This window comes from Nocardia caishijiensis NBRC 108228, from assembly GCF_001612825.1.
Lineage (GTDB): Bacteria > Actinomycetota > Actinomycetes > Mycobacteriales > Mycobacteriaceae > Nocardia > Nocardia caishijiensis.
Genome location: NZ_BDBE01000030.1, coordinates 571,677 through 586,488 on the forward strand (window position 1 = coordinate 571,677; position 14,812 = coordinate 586,488).

A 14,812-nucleotide genomic window follows, 5' to 3' on the forward strand; every position below is an offset into this window, starting at 1 on the left:
AACGAGCCCCCGATGCGATCAATTTCCCTGACAACCACCAACCCTCGTGAGAGCATGCAAGACAATTCATCTCATTGATTCACAGAGTTCGGACTCTCCGGAGGGCCCCATGGAGAAGCAGGAATCCGCGCACGTCCTGGTCGCGGGCAGCGGCTTGGCCGGATTGGCGACGGCCGTGTGGCTCGCCGAGGCGGGTCACCGGGTGACCCTCGTCGAGAAACGTGGACGGCTCGGCGGTCGCACGATCTCGTTCGAGGTGCCGGGCGTCGAAGGGCACGTCGACAACGGTCAGCACTTGTTCGCCGGGTGCTATGACGCGCTGCTGCGCTACGTCGACACCATCGGGACACGGGATCAACTCGTCTGGGACGCACCACCTTTCGCGATCAGGACCGGGCCGGACCAGCTGCTCACCCTGCGCGCGCCCACCTGGTTGCCGGGCGTTCTCCGCCGCACCGTCGGACTGTCCTGGATGTTCTGGCCGCCGATTCCGCTGCGCGAACGGCCAGCAGCCTTGCGTACCTGGGCCCGTATCGTGCGCGCCGCGCTGCGCCCCACGCCGGAACTCGACGATCTGACCGTCGATCGTTGGTTCCGGCGGATCGGCGCACCGGAGTCGTTGCGCGCGTTGGTGCTCGATCAATTCGTCATCGGGCTGCTCAACGAGAAGACCGAGCGGGTGTCGGCCTCCATGTTCGTCCAGACGTTGCACTGGATCGGCAAGCGCGCGATGTCGGGCAACACCCGGGCGGGTGACGCGGTCTGGCCGCGAGTGAGCCTGCACGACCTGTTCGTCGCGCCCGCCGCACGGTATCTGAGCGCACGCGGCGGTGAGATCGTTGTCGGGACCGGGGTCACCGATCTCGAGATCACCGACGACACGCTCACCGGCGTACACCTGTCCGACGGGCGGGTCGTCGAGGTCGACGCGGCGGTGCTCGCGGTGCCACCGTGGTCGCTGACCACCCTGCTCGATCGGGGGAGGCTCGGGCAGTACGACCATTTCGCTCCGGTACGCAAGATCGAGCCCGCGCCGATCTCGAGCGTCTACGTGTGGCTGGACCGTCCGCTGCGGATGCGCAGGCTCGCGGAGAATCTGCGCGACACCACCATCGAGTGGGTGTTCGACACCACCGGTATGCACGGCGTGGAAACCAATGCGGGGCACTGCTATTCACTCGCCGTCAGCGCGTCGTGGGAGGTGGTCCATCTTCCCAATGCCGAATTCGCCGCGGCGGCGCTGCGTTCACTGGCCGAGCACTACCCCGAGGTCGCCCACGCCGAGGTGCTGCGCACCCATGTCATCCACCAGCCCCAGGCCACATTCTCGGCACAGCCCGGATTCGACGAACTCCGGCTGCCGCAGCGCACGCCCGTCGACGGTTTGTTCCTCGCCGGTGACTGGACGGATACTGGCATGCCGTCGACCATGGAATCGGCCGCCGAGAGCGCGGTCCGCGCCGTCGACCGCGTCCGCGAACTTTTCACCCGGCGCGCAGCGAAAGCACAGGTGGCCGACCAGCTCTGACGACCGACCCCGGCGCCGTCGGGACTCCCCCGCCTGAAACCGACCGGACTTGACCGTTGGGTATGTTCCACTATACGAAAGAGTATGGTGGTTGGCGAAGCCGAAGGGAGACGACATGACCGACGAGTCACGCACCACCCGCCCGACGGCGCCGGTGTCCAAACGCAAAGCGGCATCGGCCCGTGGCGCGGCCCGCAGGCTCGGAGTCGAGGACTGGACCGACGCGGCGCTGCGCGTCCTGCTCCGCGACGGCGTCGCCGCCATCACCATAGCCAAGGTGTGCGAGGAGCTCGGCGTCACCAAGGGCAGTTTCTACTGGCATTTCGACGGTATCGACCAATTGCTCGAGACCACCGCGCAGTTCTGGTGCGCGGACCGCAACGACGCGGCCCGGGGTATCTCCGACCTCGACGACCTGCCGGTGCGGGAACGACTGGACCGGATGGGGGCCGTGCTCACCGGGGAACGGGTCTGGCAGGTCGAGCTCGCGGTCCGCGACTGGGCCCGCACGAACGCCAGGGTCGCCGAGGCGGTGAAGTCGTTGGATCAGCGCATTTTCCACACCCTGACCAAGACCCTGATCGAGCTGGGGTTCCCGCCGGACCAGGCCGAGATGCGCGCCGGACTCATGTGCTTCGCGGGAATCGGCTTCGTGCACGGTAACCAGAATCTGCCGGTACCCACCGAGGAACAGCGGCGCGAGTTCTTCCGGTTCATCACCCAGCCGCCCCACTGAACGGTGAGCGAGCTCAGGTCAGCGCGACCAGTTCGTGCAAGGTGGTCCCACTCCGCCGTCGCGGCCCGCTCGCGGTGTGCACCGTGAGTTCGAAGCTCGACTCGAACCGGAAGTAGCCCGGGTGCCCGACGAGTCGCCGCACCAACGGTTTGACCGGGCGCGAACGGACGATCGGCAGATCATCGAGCAGGTCGTGGGCGTGGATGACCCGCTCCACGTCCAACCGGAGTTCGAGCTTGTCCGGCACGTGCAGCGTGACCCATTCGGGATAGGTGCGACCTGCGGTGGCATCGAAGCGCGCGGGCCCCTCAGTGAGCACGGTCTCGCCGGTGGACAGCACGATGTCGGCGTGGTCGGCGAGCATCAGCGGACTGATCTCGTGCCCACCTCGACGCTGTTGGGTGAGCACCGAGGCGAACAGCAGCGAGTAGTCCTCGACATACAACCTGCCCCAGTGCCAGCGCTCGATGATCTTCTTCATGTCGCCGACACCCCAGTTGTGGTCGTGGTACCCACGACCGGTGACCTCGTGTCGCACGCCGTCGAGTTCGATCGTCCCGCTCACCCGGGCCCGTGGCGCACCCACTACCCAGCCGAAGGAATCCGTTGCGCCGAAACGGGTTTCCCCCTTGCCCGGCATCCAGCTCGGCACTTCGTTGTGGAATCGGAGATCGAAGGCGATGCCGTCTTCGGCCATGCGCAGGTGATGGGTCGGTAGGGCGCCGTCGCGGAACTCGGTGCGCGCGGTGTTGTCGCCGACGCGCACGTCGCAGCCCGCGGTCGAGAACGAGGTCGCGGCGTGGGGATAGCGTCGCGACACCTGGCGGCGGCTGCCGTCGGGGGCGTACACCATCATCTCCACCCAGGGGCGGGCGAACGGCAGATCCTCGGGCCGACGTTTGGTCAGGAAGCCGATCACCACGTGGCCGGTATCCAGGTGGGCGTCGAAGTACCAGTGTTCGAACGCGAGCTTGCTCGGCGACGCGTGAAGGCCGTTGTGGCGTGGCTCGACCGGGGTCAGTACGCCGTCGCGACGGCCAGGTCCGTTCCATACCTCGACGATGTCTCCGGTGGTCATGGCTGTCCTTTCATCGCCGCAAGGCGCCGCTGGCGTCGAATGCCGCTGTACGACCACGCATCTGGGCGCGATACCAGTTCTCGCGATGGGCGAGCATGATCTTCTCGTGTACCCGCGCGAACGGCGGGCAGAACCGGCGCACGAGCTCCATCGCGGTGATCAGCGGGAAGCGCAGGATCGGGATGAGGATCCATGGGAAGGCCGGTGGCATGGTGTATCGACGGCGGGTGCCGGGGGCCATGTACATCGCTGAGTAGACGGAATTGATCCGGAAGTTGTACTTCTCGCGCAACCGGGTGAGACCGCGGTGGCCGTCGCGCGGTGCGAAGGCCGCGGGATAGGACTCGATCAGTTCGGTCCCGTGCTGCCCGGCGTCGTAGGACCGCGACGCGATGGTCATCGCCAGCACTCGCAGTCCGTCCAGAACCGTCTCCGGATACCAGCGCGCCCGCACACCGAGCAGGTGTCCCATGTACTTCTGGAAGTGCAGCAGCGCACGGATTTCCGACGGGGTCGTCTGATAGCCCAGTGCCCACAGACCGAGCCCGGGTGTCACACTGCCCGCCAGGAGCGTGAGCATCTGATAGGTCTGGCTGATCGGCAGACCCCACCGTTCCATGTCCCACTCCGGGTGACCGGCGACCTTGGCACGCACCGAGACATGCATGACCCGCACCTTCAGCGCGGTGGCCCGACCGGCCGAACCAGGGGTGAGCAGCGCGTCGGGGGCGGAGACATCCATCCAGAACCGGCAAGTCTCGAGGAATCGGCGCAGCGCGCTGTCACCCGCGTACCCACCCGCCAGCGACAGCGGTGTCGCGACCGCCGCCTCGGTGTACATTTCGAGCGTCTCAGCCCCGGCGAAACTGAAAAGCATTGTCCCCCAACGCCGCCAGATCGCCGCGCCCTGCTCCACCAGCTCTGGCACCACCCAGTCGGGCACCGTCTCGAACTCGTCGAACAACGCGCGCATCGATGCCGGTGCGTCCGGTACCGAGTCGACGCCGTCGATCAGTGCTTTCTCCAGCATTTGCCGCCCGACCTTCGACCCGATCGTGCCGTGCATCACCTCGGCGACGAATCGCTCGGCCACCGGGTCACCGCTGAACAAGTCTTCGCACAGGGCGATCGCCTGTTCGTCGGTGGGGAACAACCGCTGTCGCGTCACGGTCGCGAACGCCCGCTCGAGCCGCCGCACCCAGCGATTGTCACGTGACTCCCAATAGCGAAAGCCGGTGGGGCACTTCATCGGCGACCCAGCGGGCGCGTAGTCCACCTGACTTCGACGGATTCGGCCACGGTCGACCTCCTGACGTGAGCATCCATGCACTGACTGCGATCCCGTCGAACATACTATTTCGAATAGCTTTCCGTACCTGAAAGTACGGGACTGTCACGACACGATGCGGTCCCTCAGCATCATGTCGTGGTCCTCGTGGTCGAGCAGATGGCAGTGCCAGACGTATCCCCGCAGGTCGTCGGACTGACGGTCGGCGTGCTCGGTGCCGTGATGCCCGTCGACCCGCACGATGTCCCTTGCGGCCCGATTCTCACGGCTGCGGCGGCACCGTCGGCCCGGCCAGGAATCCGTCCGCCGACGGCGCCCATTTCTCCCCGATCGGCGGCTGGGGGTCGGCCAGCTGGTAATCGATGGTGCGCAGCGGCGCGCGACCGAGGATCCGAAAAGTGACCAGGTGCAGGTGGATCGGATGCGCGTCGGGCGTGATGCAGATACGGCCAGATCTTGTCGTTGACCACACCGATGTCGCCGACAACGCCGCCTTCGGGCACGATCGGTGTCGACCGGACCGACTGGTGCCCGTCGTCGGTGAACAGTTTCTCCTGGAGCACCAGCGGCACCTCGAATTCTCCGGCGGGTAGGCCCAGCCGGTCGCCGGGCGTCCCGGTGTCGAATTCGTCGCGCAGCAACAACATTCCGGCCAGGCCCGCGTAGACGTTCACACGGGTGATGCCCATGGCGTGATCGTGGTACCAGAGGTTCCAAACGGTCTGGAACAGACAGCCCGCCGTCAGATACCAGCCGGGCAGTCCCAGCGATGCCGACCGGGACAGCACCTCGGTCAGCACTTCGTTGCGCGAGAGCGCCTCTCGGAAGGCGTCGAGTTGTTCGTCGACAGGCAGTTGGCTTGTCACCGCCCATGCCTACCACCCGCAACGGACACATGGTGATCGTCATCGAGGGAACGGCAGGCCGAGTTCAACCGGCGCGATGCGAGCGAGGCGTTTGGTCTCCTTCCGGGCCAGTAGGTCTTCGTCCTCGCTGAATACGGCGACGTATCCGCGGATGGTCTGCACATTCGAGTGCCCGAGCAGTGCCGCGCCGATATGGATGGGCAGACCGTTGTTCACGAGATCGGTGGGCAACAGCCTGCGGAGAGCGTGTGGTGTGGAACTCGTGCCCGGGAACCGGGGTGCTGATCGACCCCGCGTTGGTGCAGGCGATCGCAGCGCCTGCGCTTGTTCGACGGCAGACAGTTCGGCGTGCCCCGCTGAATCGCGCGAGCGCGGCCCCTAGGGCTCGACCGGAACTTCCGGGCGATCCCGTACGCGAATTCCGACGGACCGGTACAGACCAACGGGCCCCAGGCCACGGGACAAGCCGAGAACCATTGCGGCACAGCCGAGGCCGGACAGCACGAGAGCGGTGCCGAACAGGGCGGGATACCCGGCGAGGTCGCCGACCACCCCGGCGGCCAGCCCGGCCACGCCCTGTACCACCACGACAGCGCAGGCGAGCAGGGTGTAGTCGCTGCCCGCGTACTCGGTGTCGGCGGCATCCATCATGAGCGCGAAGACGGCGACGGTGGCGGCACCGCCGAAGATGTGTTCGGTCAGACTCGCGGCGACGAGCAGTTCGAAGCCACCGAGACCGAGCGCGGCGACCAGGTACAGCACGATGCTCGCGGTCTGGGTGACACCGCCGAGCAGCAGAGCCCGGCGGCGGCCGAAGCGAAAGGCGAGCCAGCCGCCGACAGCCGCGCCCGCCAGCGCACCCGCCGACGAGATCACGCCCTTGACGAGTGCGATCCGGCCTAGGTCCAGGCCCGCGTCGGCCAGGAACGGGCCGGTCAGCGCCGAAGCCATCGAATCGCCGAATTTGAACGCGCCGATCAGCACGATCAGCGTCAGGATGCCGGGGCGACGCAGCCGGGCCAACCAGGTGCCGAGCAGGTACACCGGCTTCGGGCGCGGAAGCCGGTCGGTCACCGGTTCGCGCAACAGCCACACCGGCACGGTGGTGAGCAGGATCAACACCGCCATCGTCAGGAACAGCAACCGCCAGCCCGACACGGCGAACAGCCACAGCAACACACCGCCGCCGACGATCATGCCGACGCGGTAGGCACCGACCTGGATGCCGTTGCCCAGCCCGCGCTCGCGCGACCCGAGCAGTCGGACCGCGAGACCGTCGGTGGCCACGTCCTGGGTCGCCGAGAGCAGATTCACCACCACGATGCCGACGAACAACCAGCGCAGCGACGCCGACAGATCCAGACACGCCAGCACCGCCGCGACGGCCGCCGCACACAGCTGGAGCACCAACAGCCAGGTCCGGCGGGTGCCGTAGCGGTCGACGTAGGGCGCCCAGAGGAATTTCAGTGCCCACGGCAGGAACAGCACCCCCGACGCGCTGATCGCGACCAGCGAGTACCCCGATTCTCGCAGCACCACCGGAAGCGCCTGGGTGAAGAAACCGAATGGCAGCCCCTGCGCGAAGTACAGCGACGACAACAGGGCCAGCGTGCCCGCGGTGATCACACCCGGTCGGGTGGTGGTGCTCATCGGCCCATCGTCGCAGACCGCGCGACCTGGCACCGTCCGGCCGTCAGCTGAGCAGTTCGACCAGCGCCCGCGACACTTGGGGAACGGCCCGCTCACGATCTGCCGGTCCCACACAGTTCGCTCCCCCCTGAGCTACCCCGGCGGGTCCCGTCCGGGCTAGCGTCGGGATATCGCGCGGCACCAACGCTTTTCGCGTGGGAGCGGCACAGCGGACGCGATCGACCGTCCTCGTATGCTGACGTGATGCGCCTGATCGATCTGACCCGGCCGATCCACACCGGCATGCCGGTGTTCCCGGGCGATCCGGAAGTTCTGCTGGAACCGGCGCTACGGACCGCCACCGACGGGGTGAACGTGCTGCGGGTGCATCTCGGATCACAATCAGGGACGCACGTCGACGCACCGGCCCATCTGGACGACAACCTGCCGACACTCGACCGACTCCCACTCGAGCGCTTCGTCGGACCCGCTCGGGTCGTGGATGCGCGCTCGGTGCCCGCGCGCACCGCGATCGGGCCCACACTGTTCGACGTCGACCTCCCACCGGACACGATCGTGCTGATCGCCACCGGTTGGTCGTCGCGGTGGGGCGGCCCGGACTATTTCGCCCACCCCCACCTGCACCTGGAAGCAGCGCGACTCCTGGTGGACAAGGGAATCCGAACCGTCGGCATCGACGCACCGAGCATCGACCCGTCCGGGTCCGACGACCCGACCCTGCCCGCCCACGGAATTCTGTGCCGTGCACACGCCGTGATCGCCGAGAACCTCACATCGCTCGACGAACTGTTGGACGCGCAAGCGGCACGCGAACCGATCGAAGTGGCGTTGTTGCCGTTGCCGCTGTGCGGAGCCGACGGCGCGCCTATCCGGGCAGTGGCCCGGATAGGCGGTAGATAGCGCCGCCCGGCCCGCCGCAGCCGGATCGCTCGCGGTTCAGGGCCCACGGTTGTTCGGTCACGTACCGGGGGCGTCCTGGTCGGCGGCGACGCTCCGGCGGCGGATCACGCTCGCGGTGGACTCGGCCCAGCGAATGTTCTCTTGCTCGAACGCGATTCCCCGCAGCAAGGTGAGATAGGGCCCGATGCGGGGCGACTCCGCGAGAAAGGCTTGTTCGCTGCGCCCGTCGAGCAGACGCGCACGAAGTCGTTCGTAGCGGGCCAGTTTCGCCTGCGCCCAGACCATCCGCTCGGCCAGGACGGCCTCGATGACCGGGTCGTCCTCGGGCTCCATGCCCTGGATCTTGACCAGCATCTCGTCGCGAATGACGGTGGGTTTGGTCGACTCGGCGATGAAGGCGTGCAGTGCCTCACGACCGGCGTCGGTGATGGCGTGTAGTCGCTTGTTGGGCCGCTTCTGCTGCTCGACGACCCGCGCCTCGATCAATCCTTCGCCGGTCATCCGCTCGAGTTCCTTGTAGAGCTGTTGCGGGGTCGCCATCCAGAAGTTCGCCACCGACGCGTCGAACTCCTTGGCCAGGTCGTAGCCGGAAGCCTCACCTTCCATCAGCGCGGCCAGCACCGCGTGTCGTAATGCCATTCAGCCAGATTAACAGCGTTGTTACTAGTCAATTCGAGCAATACACCTTCGACTGAACAGCGCATGCACTCCACCACCGACCTCGCTCCCGTACCGCAATTTTTTGCCTGAGTCCGGCACGAACAGATCCTCGGCCTCGCCTCGATCCGTGCAGAGCTCGCCGCCGCCGCATTCTTCGCTCGCAACGTGTTGCCGGAGCTCAGCGCCACTCGCGCGATTCTCTCGACGCTCGACGTCATGAACGTGAGCGAAGCCACGTTCTGATCAGATCCACCCGTCGGTCTTATCAGCGGGCACATGCTGCCCGGTACCCGTGGCCCTTCGTGAACCAGTCCTGATCCGAGGTCGTTTAGGCTGATCAGGTGCAGGACTCGCCGACCGACACCCACCCGCACGAACCCCATGCCGAAGGCCTTGCCTCGCGACTGAACTGGTTGCGCGCCGGGGTACTCGGCGCGAACGACGGCATCGTCTCGACCGCCGGGCTGGTGGTCGGTGTCGCCGCGACGACGAACGACAGCACGACGATCCTCGCGGCGGGCATGGCCGGACTCGTCGCGGGCGCCATCTCGATGGCGGCCGGTGAGTACGTGTCGGTGAGCACCCAACGCGATTCGGAGAAGGCGCTACTGGCCAAGGAACAGCGGGAACTGGCCGATTTCCCCGACTACGAACTCGCCGAGCTCACCGAGATCTACCAGGCCAAGGGCTTGAGTCCGGCGACCGCGCGCCAGGTGGCCGAGGAACTGACCGCCCACGACGCCTTCACCGCGCACGCCGAGGCCGAACTCAAACTGGACCCGCGCGATCTCACGAATCCGTGGGCCGCCGCCGGGTCCTCCGCGATCGCGTTCACCTGCGGAGCGCTGCTCCCCCTGCTGGCGATCGTGTTGCCACCGGCGCCGTGGCGGGTGCCGGTGACCTTCGTGGCAGTACTCGTGGCGCTCGCGCTCACCGGCTCGCTCAGTGCGCGACTCGGCGGCAGCGCGCGGGGCCGAGCAGTGCTGCGAGTCGTCATCGGCGGCGCGCTCGCGATGGCGGTGACCTACGCGATCGGCATACTCACCGACACCCTCAGCGGTTGAGCGCCCCCTGAACGGGCAAGCCTGATGCGGCTGTCCGATCGTGACGTCCGGGTGATTTCCGGTTGGACCAAACCGAGGACGGTAGCAACGCGAACTCCGGTGGGGCTGCTTCGCGAAGCCGATCGGTCCCACCGTGCGATGTCCTCATCCGGAGGACTCGACCGCCACGAGAGGTTCTCGAGAGTGCGCAAGCAGCGTCCCACCCGCATCACCACCCTACGAACGACCCTTGTCGGCCTTCTGATCGCCTGCGCCTTCGGCGGGTCGGCGGCTCCCGCGACCGCGGTCCCCGAGTCGGCCAGGGTGCTGGCCGCCGACGAGGTCGACGACCGACGACTGAACGTGACGGTGTACTCCCCCGCCATGGACAGGCCGATTCCGGTACAGGTCATCCGCGCCGCGGACACCACGAGGCCGAGGCCGACGATGTACCTGCTGAACGGCTCCCAAGGCGGTCCCGGCAACAGCGGTTGGGACGCGCAAACCGATGCCGTCGACTTCTTGCGAGGCAAAGATGTCAACGTCGTCACCCCGGTCGGCGGCGCCAGCTCCTACTACACCGACTGGGTCCGCGACGACGCCGCGCTGGGGCGCAACAAATGGCAGACATTCCTCAACGAGGAATTGCCCCCGGTGATCGAAGATTTCCTGCGCGCCGACGGCAACCGAACGCTGGTCGGGGTTTCGATGAGTGGGACCTCGGTGCTGAATCTGGCGATCGCCAAACCAGGGTTCTGGCGCAGTGTGGCCTCCTTCAGCGGCTGCGCGCAGACCTCGGACCCCATCGGGCAGGAGTTCGTGCGGATCACGGTGGAGAACTGGGGTGGTGGGCAGAGCGTGGAGAACATGTGGGGCCCACGCACCGGCCCGCTGTGGCGCGCCAATGATCCGCTGGTCAACGCGGAGAGACTGCGCGGTACCGAGATCTACCTGAGCACCGGCAGCGGAATCCCTGCCGCACCCCACGACACCCCGACCGATCCTCGCGTGCGAGACGGCAGGATTCCGCTGCCGATCCAGATCGCTTTCGGTGGGCCGATCGAGGCGGCGGTCCACTTCTGCACCATGAATCTCGCCCAACGATTGCGCGAGTTGAACATTCCCGTGACCTTGGACGAACGCCCGGTGGGAACCCATTCGTGGGGGTATTGGGAAGACGATCTGCGTTCTTCCTGGCCGTTCTTGGCTCGATCGATCGGCAGCCGCACGCCCTGAGCCCGATCCCCCGTTTCGCGGGATTCCGGAGTGGCGCCCCACCCTGCGTCCCGCGATGCGATCCGACCAGGCGACAGACCGGCAGGTCATCGCCGCACATACGCGGATGTGCGTCCGCATCCGGGAGGACCTGTGAACCACCAACTGGGCCGAGTGAGCGTCGCGGCTACCGTCACGAACGGCGAACGAGAGGTGCGCGTAGAAGTAGGTGAACCTCGACGGGGCAACGCGACCGACGACTGGCTGTGCACCTATCGGATCGACGACAGCCGTGACCACACGGCCCGCGGCCCAGACGGATTGGCCGCCGTCTACGCGGCGCTGGTGGAGGTCGAGAACACCGCGCCCCGAACCGATCTGCCACGGACACCCGAGCGGTCCGACGAGCCGAGGGTTCCTGGTCCACACCGGCGAAGGCACGCCGCAGACGAGGCCGTGGCCGACACTTGGGAGTTCGGCCTGCCGTTGGGCGCTCGCGCCGTCCGAACTCCATCAGGTCCGGTGGTGATCACCATCGGGCGGCCGCGCCAGGATCCGAACCGTTCACACACCTATCTGTGCCCCTTCCGCATCGATGAGCGCACCGAGGCCTTCGGACAAGGACCCAACGCTGTTCACGCGGTGATGTCAGCGATCAGGGGCGTCGGCGCGATCGTGGGAATACCGCGCGACTGGCCGACGTCGATGCCCTGACCCACACCGCCTCCACGTCGGTGGGCCCGAGCACGACTATGTGGTCGCGGCCGGTGCCACATCGGTGAGCACTCCGATTCCGAATACCTCCTAGAGGACAGGACGGAGACAGGGAGGACCGAGCCGTGACCGAATCCGATCCCGCGCACATGGGCCACGACCGCTTCGCCCGCGCCTATCGGCCCGCGCACGTCGGGACATTCACCTTCTGGTTCACCACCGGCCGGTGGGAATGGTCGCCGGAGATCTACCGGATGCACGGCTACACCCCCGGCGAGGTCGAGCCGACGACCGAGTTGCTGCTCTCGCACAAACACCCCGACGACCGTGACGTCGTCGCCGGACTGATCGACCGCGCCATCACCGAAGGGGCGCCCTTCTCGAGCAGGCACCGCTTCCTCGACACGACGGGTCGCGTGCACACGGTGATGGTGCTCGCCGATCGGCTCCGCAACGACGACGGCGAACCGATCGCCACGACCGGCTATTACCTGGACCTTTCCGACACCGTCGACGCCGCGGCCGCGACCGCCGCCGACGAGGCGGTCGACGAAACGATGGCCGGTGTCGTCGCCGCGCGCGCGGTGATCGAACAGGCCAAAGGCGTACTGATGCGCATGTACGGCATCGACGCCGAGCAGGCCTTCAGAGTGCTGGTGTGGCGGTCCCAGGAAACCAACATCAAACTGCGCGATATCGCCACCGAGGTGATCGCGGATTTGAAACTTGTCCCGCCCCCGCCGCCGGAAACACTGTCTGTCTTCGACCACCTGCTGTTGACCAGCCACGAACGCATCGACCCCGACCATGGCACCTGAGCCGCACACCGGCCGCATCAGCGCGAGCTCGTAAAGCGCTGTCGCCCAGACGATCACGGAATCGATGCCGAGCCCCTGTTTCAGTTTCGCAGGAACGGGCATAGCCGCCGGACCACGAGGGGCAGCCGTTTCAGATCTTCGATGCCCCACCGGCTACCCCGATTCGGAGACTTCCATGGAGCATCTGGTGCGCACCGCAACCACCCTGCCCGTTCCTGCGGCCCCTGTCCTGGCCACAGCCGACGCCCGCCTGGTGTCGCGCCTGCGCAACCGCGGCCTGCGCGCGCTACTGGCCACCGCGGCCGGGCTCTCCACTCAGAACCAGCTACGCCTGGGAGCTGTCGCGGAAACTCTGAGCGAGACCGAAGGCCTGCACCACCCCCACACCGCCCAACTCTGACCGGAGCGGCGGGCCGAGCCCGTTGGTCGGCCCGCCACGGAGCTCCACTGTTCTACCGCAGACCGGCCGGGGATCGGCTGGCCGATGAGGGCGAGCGGAACGAAGCAGTTCAAGCCTTCCGACACGTGGCTGCGGTCACCGTCAGGGCATCGACGGCCCGGGTCGCCCGCCGGTCGACGTTCGTACGAGGGCAGCGAGAGCCGCGTCGATCGCGTGGGGTCGGGGGCGCCCTGACGGCGCCAGGGTGTTCCAGCGCTGAAGATTCAGCGCGACGGAGGCCTGGCGGTTTCGGTCGGGGCTGATCAGGGTGATGGCGCCGCCACCCCAGACGGAGCCGTCGTGCCCCCAGAAGATGCCGCTACCTGGAACCTGCAACCGATGCAGACCCAGCCCGTAGTCGATGGTCTTGCCTTCGAAGGAAATCACCGAGACGGTGCGCCGCATCCGTTCCAGCATCGGGCGGCTGATGATCTCACCGGCGAGCAGCAGATCGAAGAACCGGTTGAGGTCGGCGACAGTGGAGATCAGGGAAGCCGCCGGGCCAACCCATGACATGTCGTACACGCTGTAGTCGCGCGGCGGGTCGATCATGCCGAACCACGATTCGTAATGATGGGAGTGCGGCCCCTCGATGTCGGGACCGGCGGGCAGTTCGGTGTGGCGCAGACCGGCACGTTCGATGACATTTCGGGTGATGAACTCTTCCGCCGAAGTCCCCGTGACCGCCTCGATGAGCTGACACAGCAGCAGGTAGTTGGTGTTCGAGTACACCCCTGGTGATGCGCCCGGCACACCGACGGCCGGTGCGGCGACGCCCAACCCGATCAGCTCGACACGGTTGAACTGGGTGAACCTGTTGTCGTCCAAGCTTTTCGGTGTCGTCTCGGCCAGATCGGGGAACGCCGCCAGGGACGGGTAGGCGTGCGGGAGGTATTCGGCGAGACCACTGGTGTGGTTGATGAGCATCGCGACCGTGATCACGGCGCCGCGCTCGCCGGGGACCAGATGCGGCAGATAGTGGCCGATCGGCGTATCGAGCCCGATCTGGCCGCCATCGGCCAACTGCAGCACTGCGGCGGCGGTGAACGTCTTGGTGATGCTGCCGACGCGATGTCGCATATCGGCGGTGACGGGTCGGCCGGTGGTGAGGTCGGCGATCCCGGCGGCGCCGCGCCAGATCTGTTCGCCTGCACGTGCTTCGGCGAAGACTCCGGGCACACCGGCGCGGTGCACCGCGTCGAGTGCGGCCTGTAGTTCGTCGGGGTCAAGGGAGTTGCTCACGGCATGGGTCCTCTCGCGGTGTTCACCTCGGGCTGAGGCGCCAACCACTATCGACCGAGCGGATCCGCCGGGTATTGAGAAAATGTTCCCCATGCCTGGTGGCGGTACCGCGCGATATCGGGCAGATACCGCGTGGCGAGCACGCCGGGCGTGCTGTCGGCGAAGATGGATATGTCCCGGTGCAAATGCGCCTGATCGGCGTACCCGCATTCCGCCGCGACCTCAGCGGCCGTCCGGCCCCCGAGCAAACCGTCCACCGCGCAACGGAATCGGACCAGCATCGCCGCGCGTTTGGGAGTCAGGCCGATCTGCGCCGCGAACCTCGACCAGAGACGTTTACGACTCCAGCCGCACGACCGGGCGAGGTCGGCCACGCGTGCCTGCCCCCGGGCGGCGAGGATGTCGTTCCAACACGCCACCACCTCGACGTCCGGCTCATGGCGCGGATCACGCAGCGCCAGAAAGGATTTCATCAGCGTGAAGCGCTCATCCCAGTCCGTGGCAGCGGCCAGCTGATCCCGCAGACGCCACGCCGACCCACCCCACAGCTCGTCCACTCCGACCACGCCGTCACCCAGATCACGCGGGCTCACACCCAACAGCGACCACGCGCGGACCGGCGACATGCGGACCTC

At 67.0% G+C, this 14,812-nt stretch carries 15 protein-coding genes and 1 pseudogene; 8 read left to right on the plus strand and 8 right to left on the minus strand.

What is annotated here, in order from left to right; genetic code table 11:
- The first annotated feature begins 109 nt into the window (after positions 1 to 109).
- Positions 110 to 1,528, plus strand: coding sequence for a hydroxysqualene dehydroxylase HpnE (gene hpnE, locus NC7_RS15775; RefSeq protein ID WP_067983646.1), 1,419 nt, complete (start codon positions 110 to 112; stop codon positions 1,526 to 1,528).
- Positions 1,529 to 1,643: 115 nt separating this feature from the next.
- The gene (locus tag NC7_RS15780) at positions 1,644 to 2,264 is read left to right on the plus strand and encodes a TetR/AcrR family transcriptional regulator (protein ID WP_067983649.1); all 621 of its coding nucleotides are present in this window, start codon (positions 1,644 to 1,646) and stop codon (positions 2,262 to 2,264) included.
- Positions 2,265 to 2,277: 13 nt separating this feature from the next.
- On the opposite strand, the gene NC7_RS15785 is transcribed toward NC7_RS15780, so the two are convergent.
- From NC7_RS15785 to NC7_RS15800, 5 genes and pseudogenes are all read right to left on the minus strand, one after another.
- The gene (locus tag NC7_RS15785) at positions 2,278 to 3,342 is read right to left on the minus strand and encodes a lipocalin-like domain-containing protein (protein ID WP_067983651.1); all 1,065 of its coding nucleotides are present in this window, start codon (positions 3,340 to 3,342) and stop codon (positions 2,278 to 2,280) included.
- A gap of 10 nt (positions 3,343 to 3,352) precedes the next feature.
- Complete coding sequence (locus NC7_RS15790) at positions 3,353 to 4,591, minus strand: oxygenase MpaB family protein (protein WP_067983653.1); 1,239 nt, start codon at positions 4,589 to 4,591, stop codon at positions 3,353 to 3,355.
- Positions 4,592 to 4,735: 144 nt separating this feature from the next.
- Positions 4,736 to 5,355 (minus strand): annotated as a pseudogene (locus NC7_RS15795) (multicopper oxidase domain-containing protein); the annotation flags it as partial.
- A 180-nt stretch (positions 5,356 to 5,535) separates the two neighbouring features.
- Complete coding sequence (locus tag NC7_RS30530; RefSeq protein ID WP_084458516.1) at positions 5,536 to 5,838, minus strand: tyrosine-type recombinase/integrase; 303 nt, start codon at positions 5,836 to 5,838, stop codon at positions 5,536 to 5,538.
- A 36-nt stretch (positions 5,839 to 5,874) separates the two neighbouring features.
- Entirely contained in the window at positions 5,875 to 7,146 is a 1,272-nt protein-coding gene (locus tag NC7_RS15800; protein ID WP_067983657.1) for an MFS transporter, read from the minus strand.
- A gap of 243 nt (positions 7,147 to 7,389) precedes the next feature.
- Here NC7_RS15800 and NC7_RS15805 point away from each other — a divergent pair, with 243 nt between their 5' ends.
- Entirely contained in the window at positions 7,390 to 8,046 is a 657-nt protein-coding gene (locus NC7_RS15805) for a cyclase family protein (protein ID WP_067983659.1), read from the plus strand.
- Between the two features lie 57 nt (positions 8,047 to 8,103).
- Here the strand turns inward: NC7_RS15805 and NC7_RS15810 are convergent, their stop codons facing one another.
- Positions 8,104 to 8,685 carry a PadR family transcriptional regulator gene (locus NC7_RS15810; protein ID WP_067983661.1) on the minus strand — a complete coding sequence of 194 codons (582 nt, stop codon included), beginning with the start codon at positions 8,683 to 8,685 and terminating at the stop codon, positions 8,104 to 8,106.
- A 362-nt stretch (positions 8,686 to 9,047) separates the two neighbouring features.
- Here NC7_RS15810 and NC7_RS15815 point away from each other — a divergent pair, with 362 nt between their 5' ends.
- The 5 genes from NC7_RS15815 to NC7_RS15835 all read left to right on the plus strand — a co-directional run bounded on the left by NC7_RS15815 (position 9,048) and on the right by NC7_RS15835 (position 12,896).
- Positions 9,048 to 9,770: a VIT1/CCC1 transporter family protein gene (locus tag NC7_RS15815; RefSeq protein ID WP_067983664.1), complete on the plus strand. Its 723-nt coding sequence runs from the start codon at positions 9,048 to 9,050 to the stop codon at positions 9,768 to 9,770.
- A 138-nt stretch (positions 9,771 to 9,908) separates the two neighbouring features.
- Positions 9,909 to 10,985: an alpha/beta hydrolase gene (locus NC7_RS15820; RefSeq protein WP_084458530.1), complete on the plus strand. Its 1,077-nt coding sequence runs from the start codon at positions 9,909 to 9,911 to the stop codon at positions 10,983 to 10,985.
- Between the two features lie 153 nt (positions 10,986 to 11,138).
- Entirely contained in the window at positions 11,139 to 11,678 is a 540-nt protein-coding gene (locus tag NC7_RS15825) for a DUF6968 family protein (RefSeq protein ID WP_067983666.1), read from the plus strand.
- 149 nt (positions 11,679 to 11,827) lie between these two features.
- A complete protein-coding gene (locus NC7_RS15830) occupies positions 11,828 to 12,496 on the plus strand; it encodes a PAS and ANTAR domain-containing protein (RefSeq protein WP_067983792.1) in 669 nt (222 codons plus the stop codon).
- Between the two features lie 175 nt (positions 12,497 to 12,671).
- Positions 12,672 to 12,896 (plus strand): hypothetical protein, encoded by a 225-nt coding sequence (locus NC7_RS15835; RefSeq protein ID WP_067983667.1) that lies wholly within the window; start codon positions 12,672 to 12,674, stop codon positions 12,894 to 12,896.
- Between the two features lie 141 nt (positions 12,897 to 13,037).
- Here NC7_RS15835 and NC7_RS15840 read toward each other — a convergent pair whose 3' ends face one another.
- Entirely contained in the window at positions 13,038 to 14,177 is a 1,140-nt protein-coding gene (locus NC7_RS15840; RefSeq protein WP_067983669.1) for a serine hydrolase domain-containing protein, read from the minus strand.
- A gap of 47 nt (positions 14,178 to 14,224) precedes the next feature.
- Positions 14,225 to 14,812 (minus strand): helix-turn-helix domain-containing protein (locus tag NC7_RS15845; protein ID WP_084458531.1); only part of this gene is annotated, 588 nt, incomplete at its 5' end.

What these genes read in the sequence shown, in the direction of transcription:
- hpnE (WP_067983646.1), top strand. Translation starts at nt 110, where the DNA reads ATGGAGAAGCAGGAATCCGCGCACGTCCTGGTCGCGGGCAGCGGCTTG.
- NC7_RS15780 (WP_067983649.1), top strand. Translation starts at nt 1,644, where the DNA reads ATGACCGACGAGTCACGCACCACCCGCCCGACGGCGCCGGTGTCCAAA.
- NC7_RS15785 (WP_067983651.1), bottom strand. Translation starts at nt 3,342, where the DNA reads ATGACCACCGGAGACATCGTCGAGGTATGGAACGGACCTGGCCGTCGC.
- NC7_RS15790 (WP_067983653.1), bottom strand. Translation starts at nt 4,591, where the DNA reads ATGAAGTGCCCCACCGGCTTTCGCTATTGGGAGTCACGTGACAATCGC.
- NC7_RS15800 (WP_067983657.1), bottom strand. Translation starts at nt 7,146, where the DNA reads ATGAGCACCACCACCCGACCGGGTGTGATCACCGCGGGCACGCTGGCC.
- NC7_RS15805 (WP_067983659.1), top strand. Translation starts at nt 7,390, where the DNA reads ATGCGCCTGATCGATCTGACCCGGCCGATCCACACCGGCATGCCGGTG.
- NC7_RS15810 (WP_067983661.1), bottom strand. Translation starts at nt 8,685, where the DNA reads ATGGCATTACGACACGCGGTGCTGGCCGCGCTGATGGAAGGTGAGGCT.
- NC7_RS15820 (WP_084458530.1), top strand. Translation starts at nt 9,909, where the DNA reads ATGTCCTCATCCGGAGGACTCGACCGCCACGAGAGGTTCTCGAGAGTG.
- NC7_RS15830 (WP_067983792.1), top strand. Translation starts at nt 11,828, where the DNA reads ATGGGCCACGACCGCTTCGCCCGCGCCTATCGGCCCGCGCACGTCGGG.
- NC7_RS15835 (WP_067983667.1), top strand. Translation starts at nt 12,672, where the DNA reads ATGGAGCATCTGGTGCGCACCGCAACCACCCTGCCCGTTCCTGCGGCC.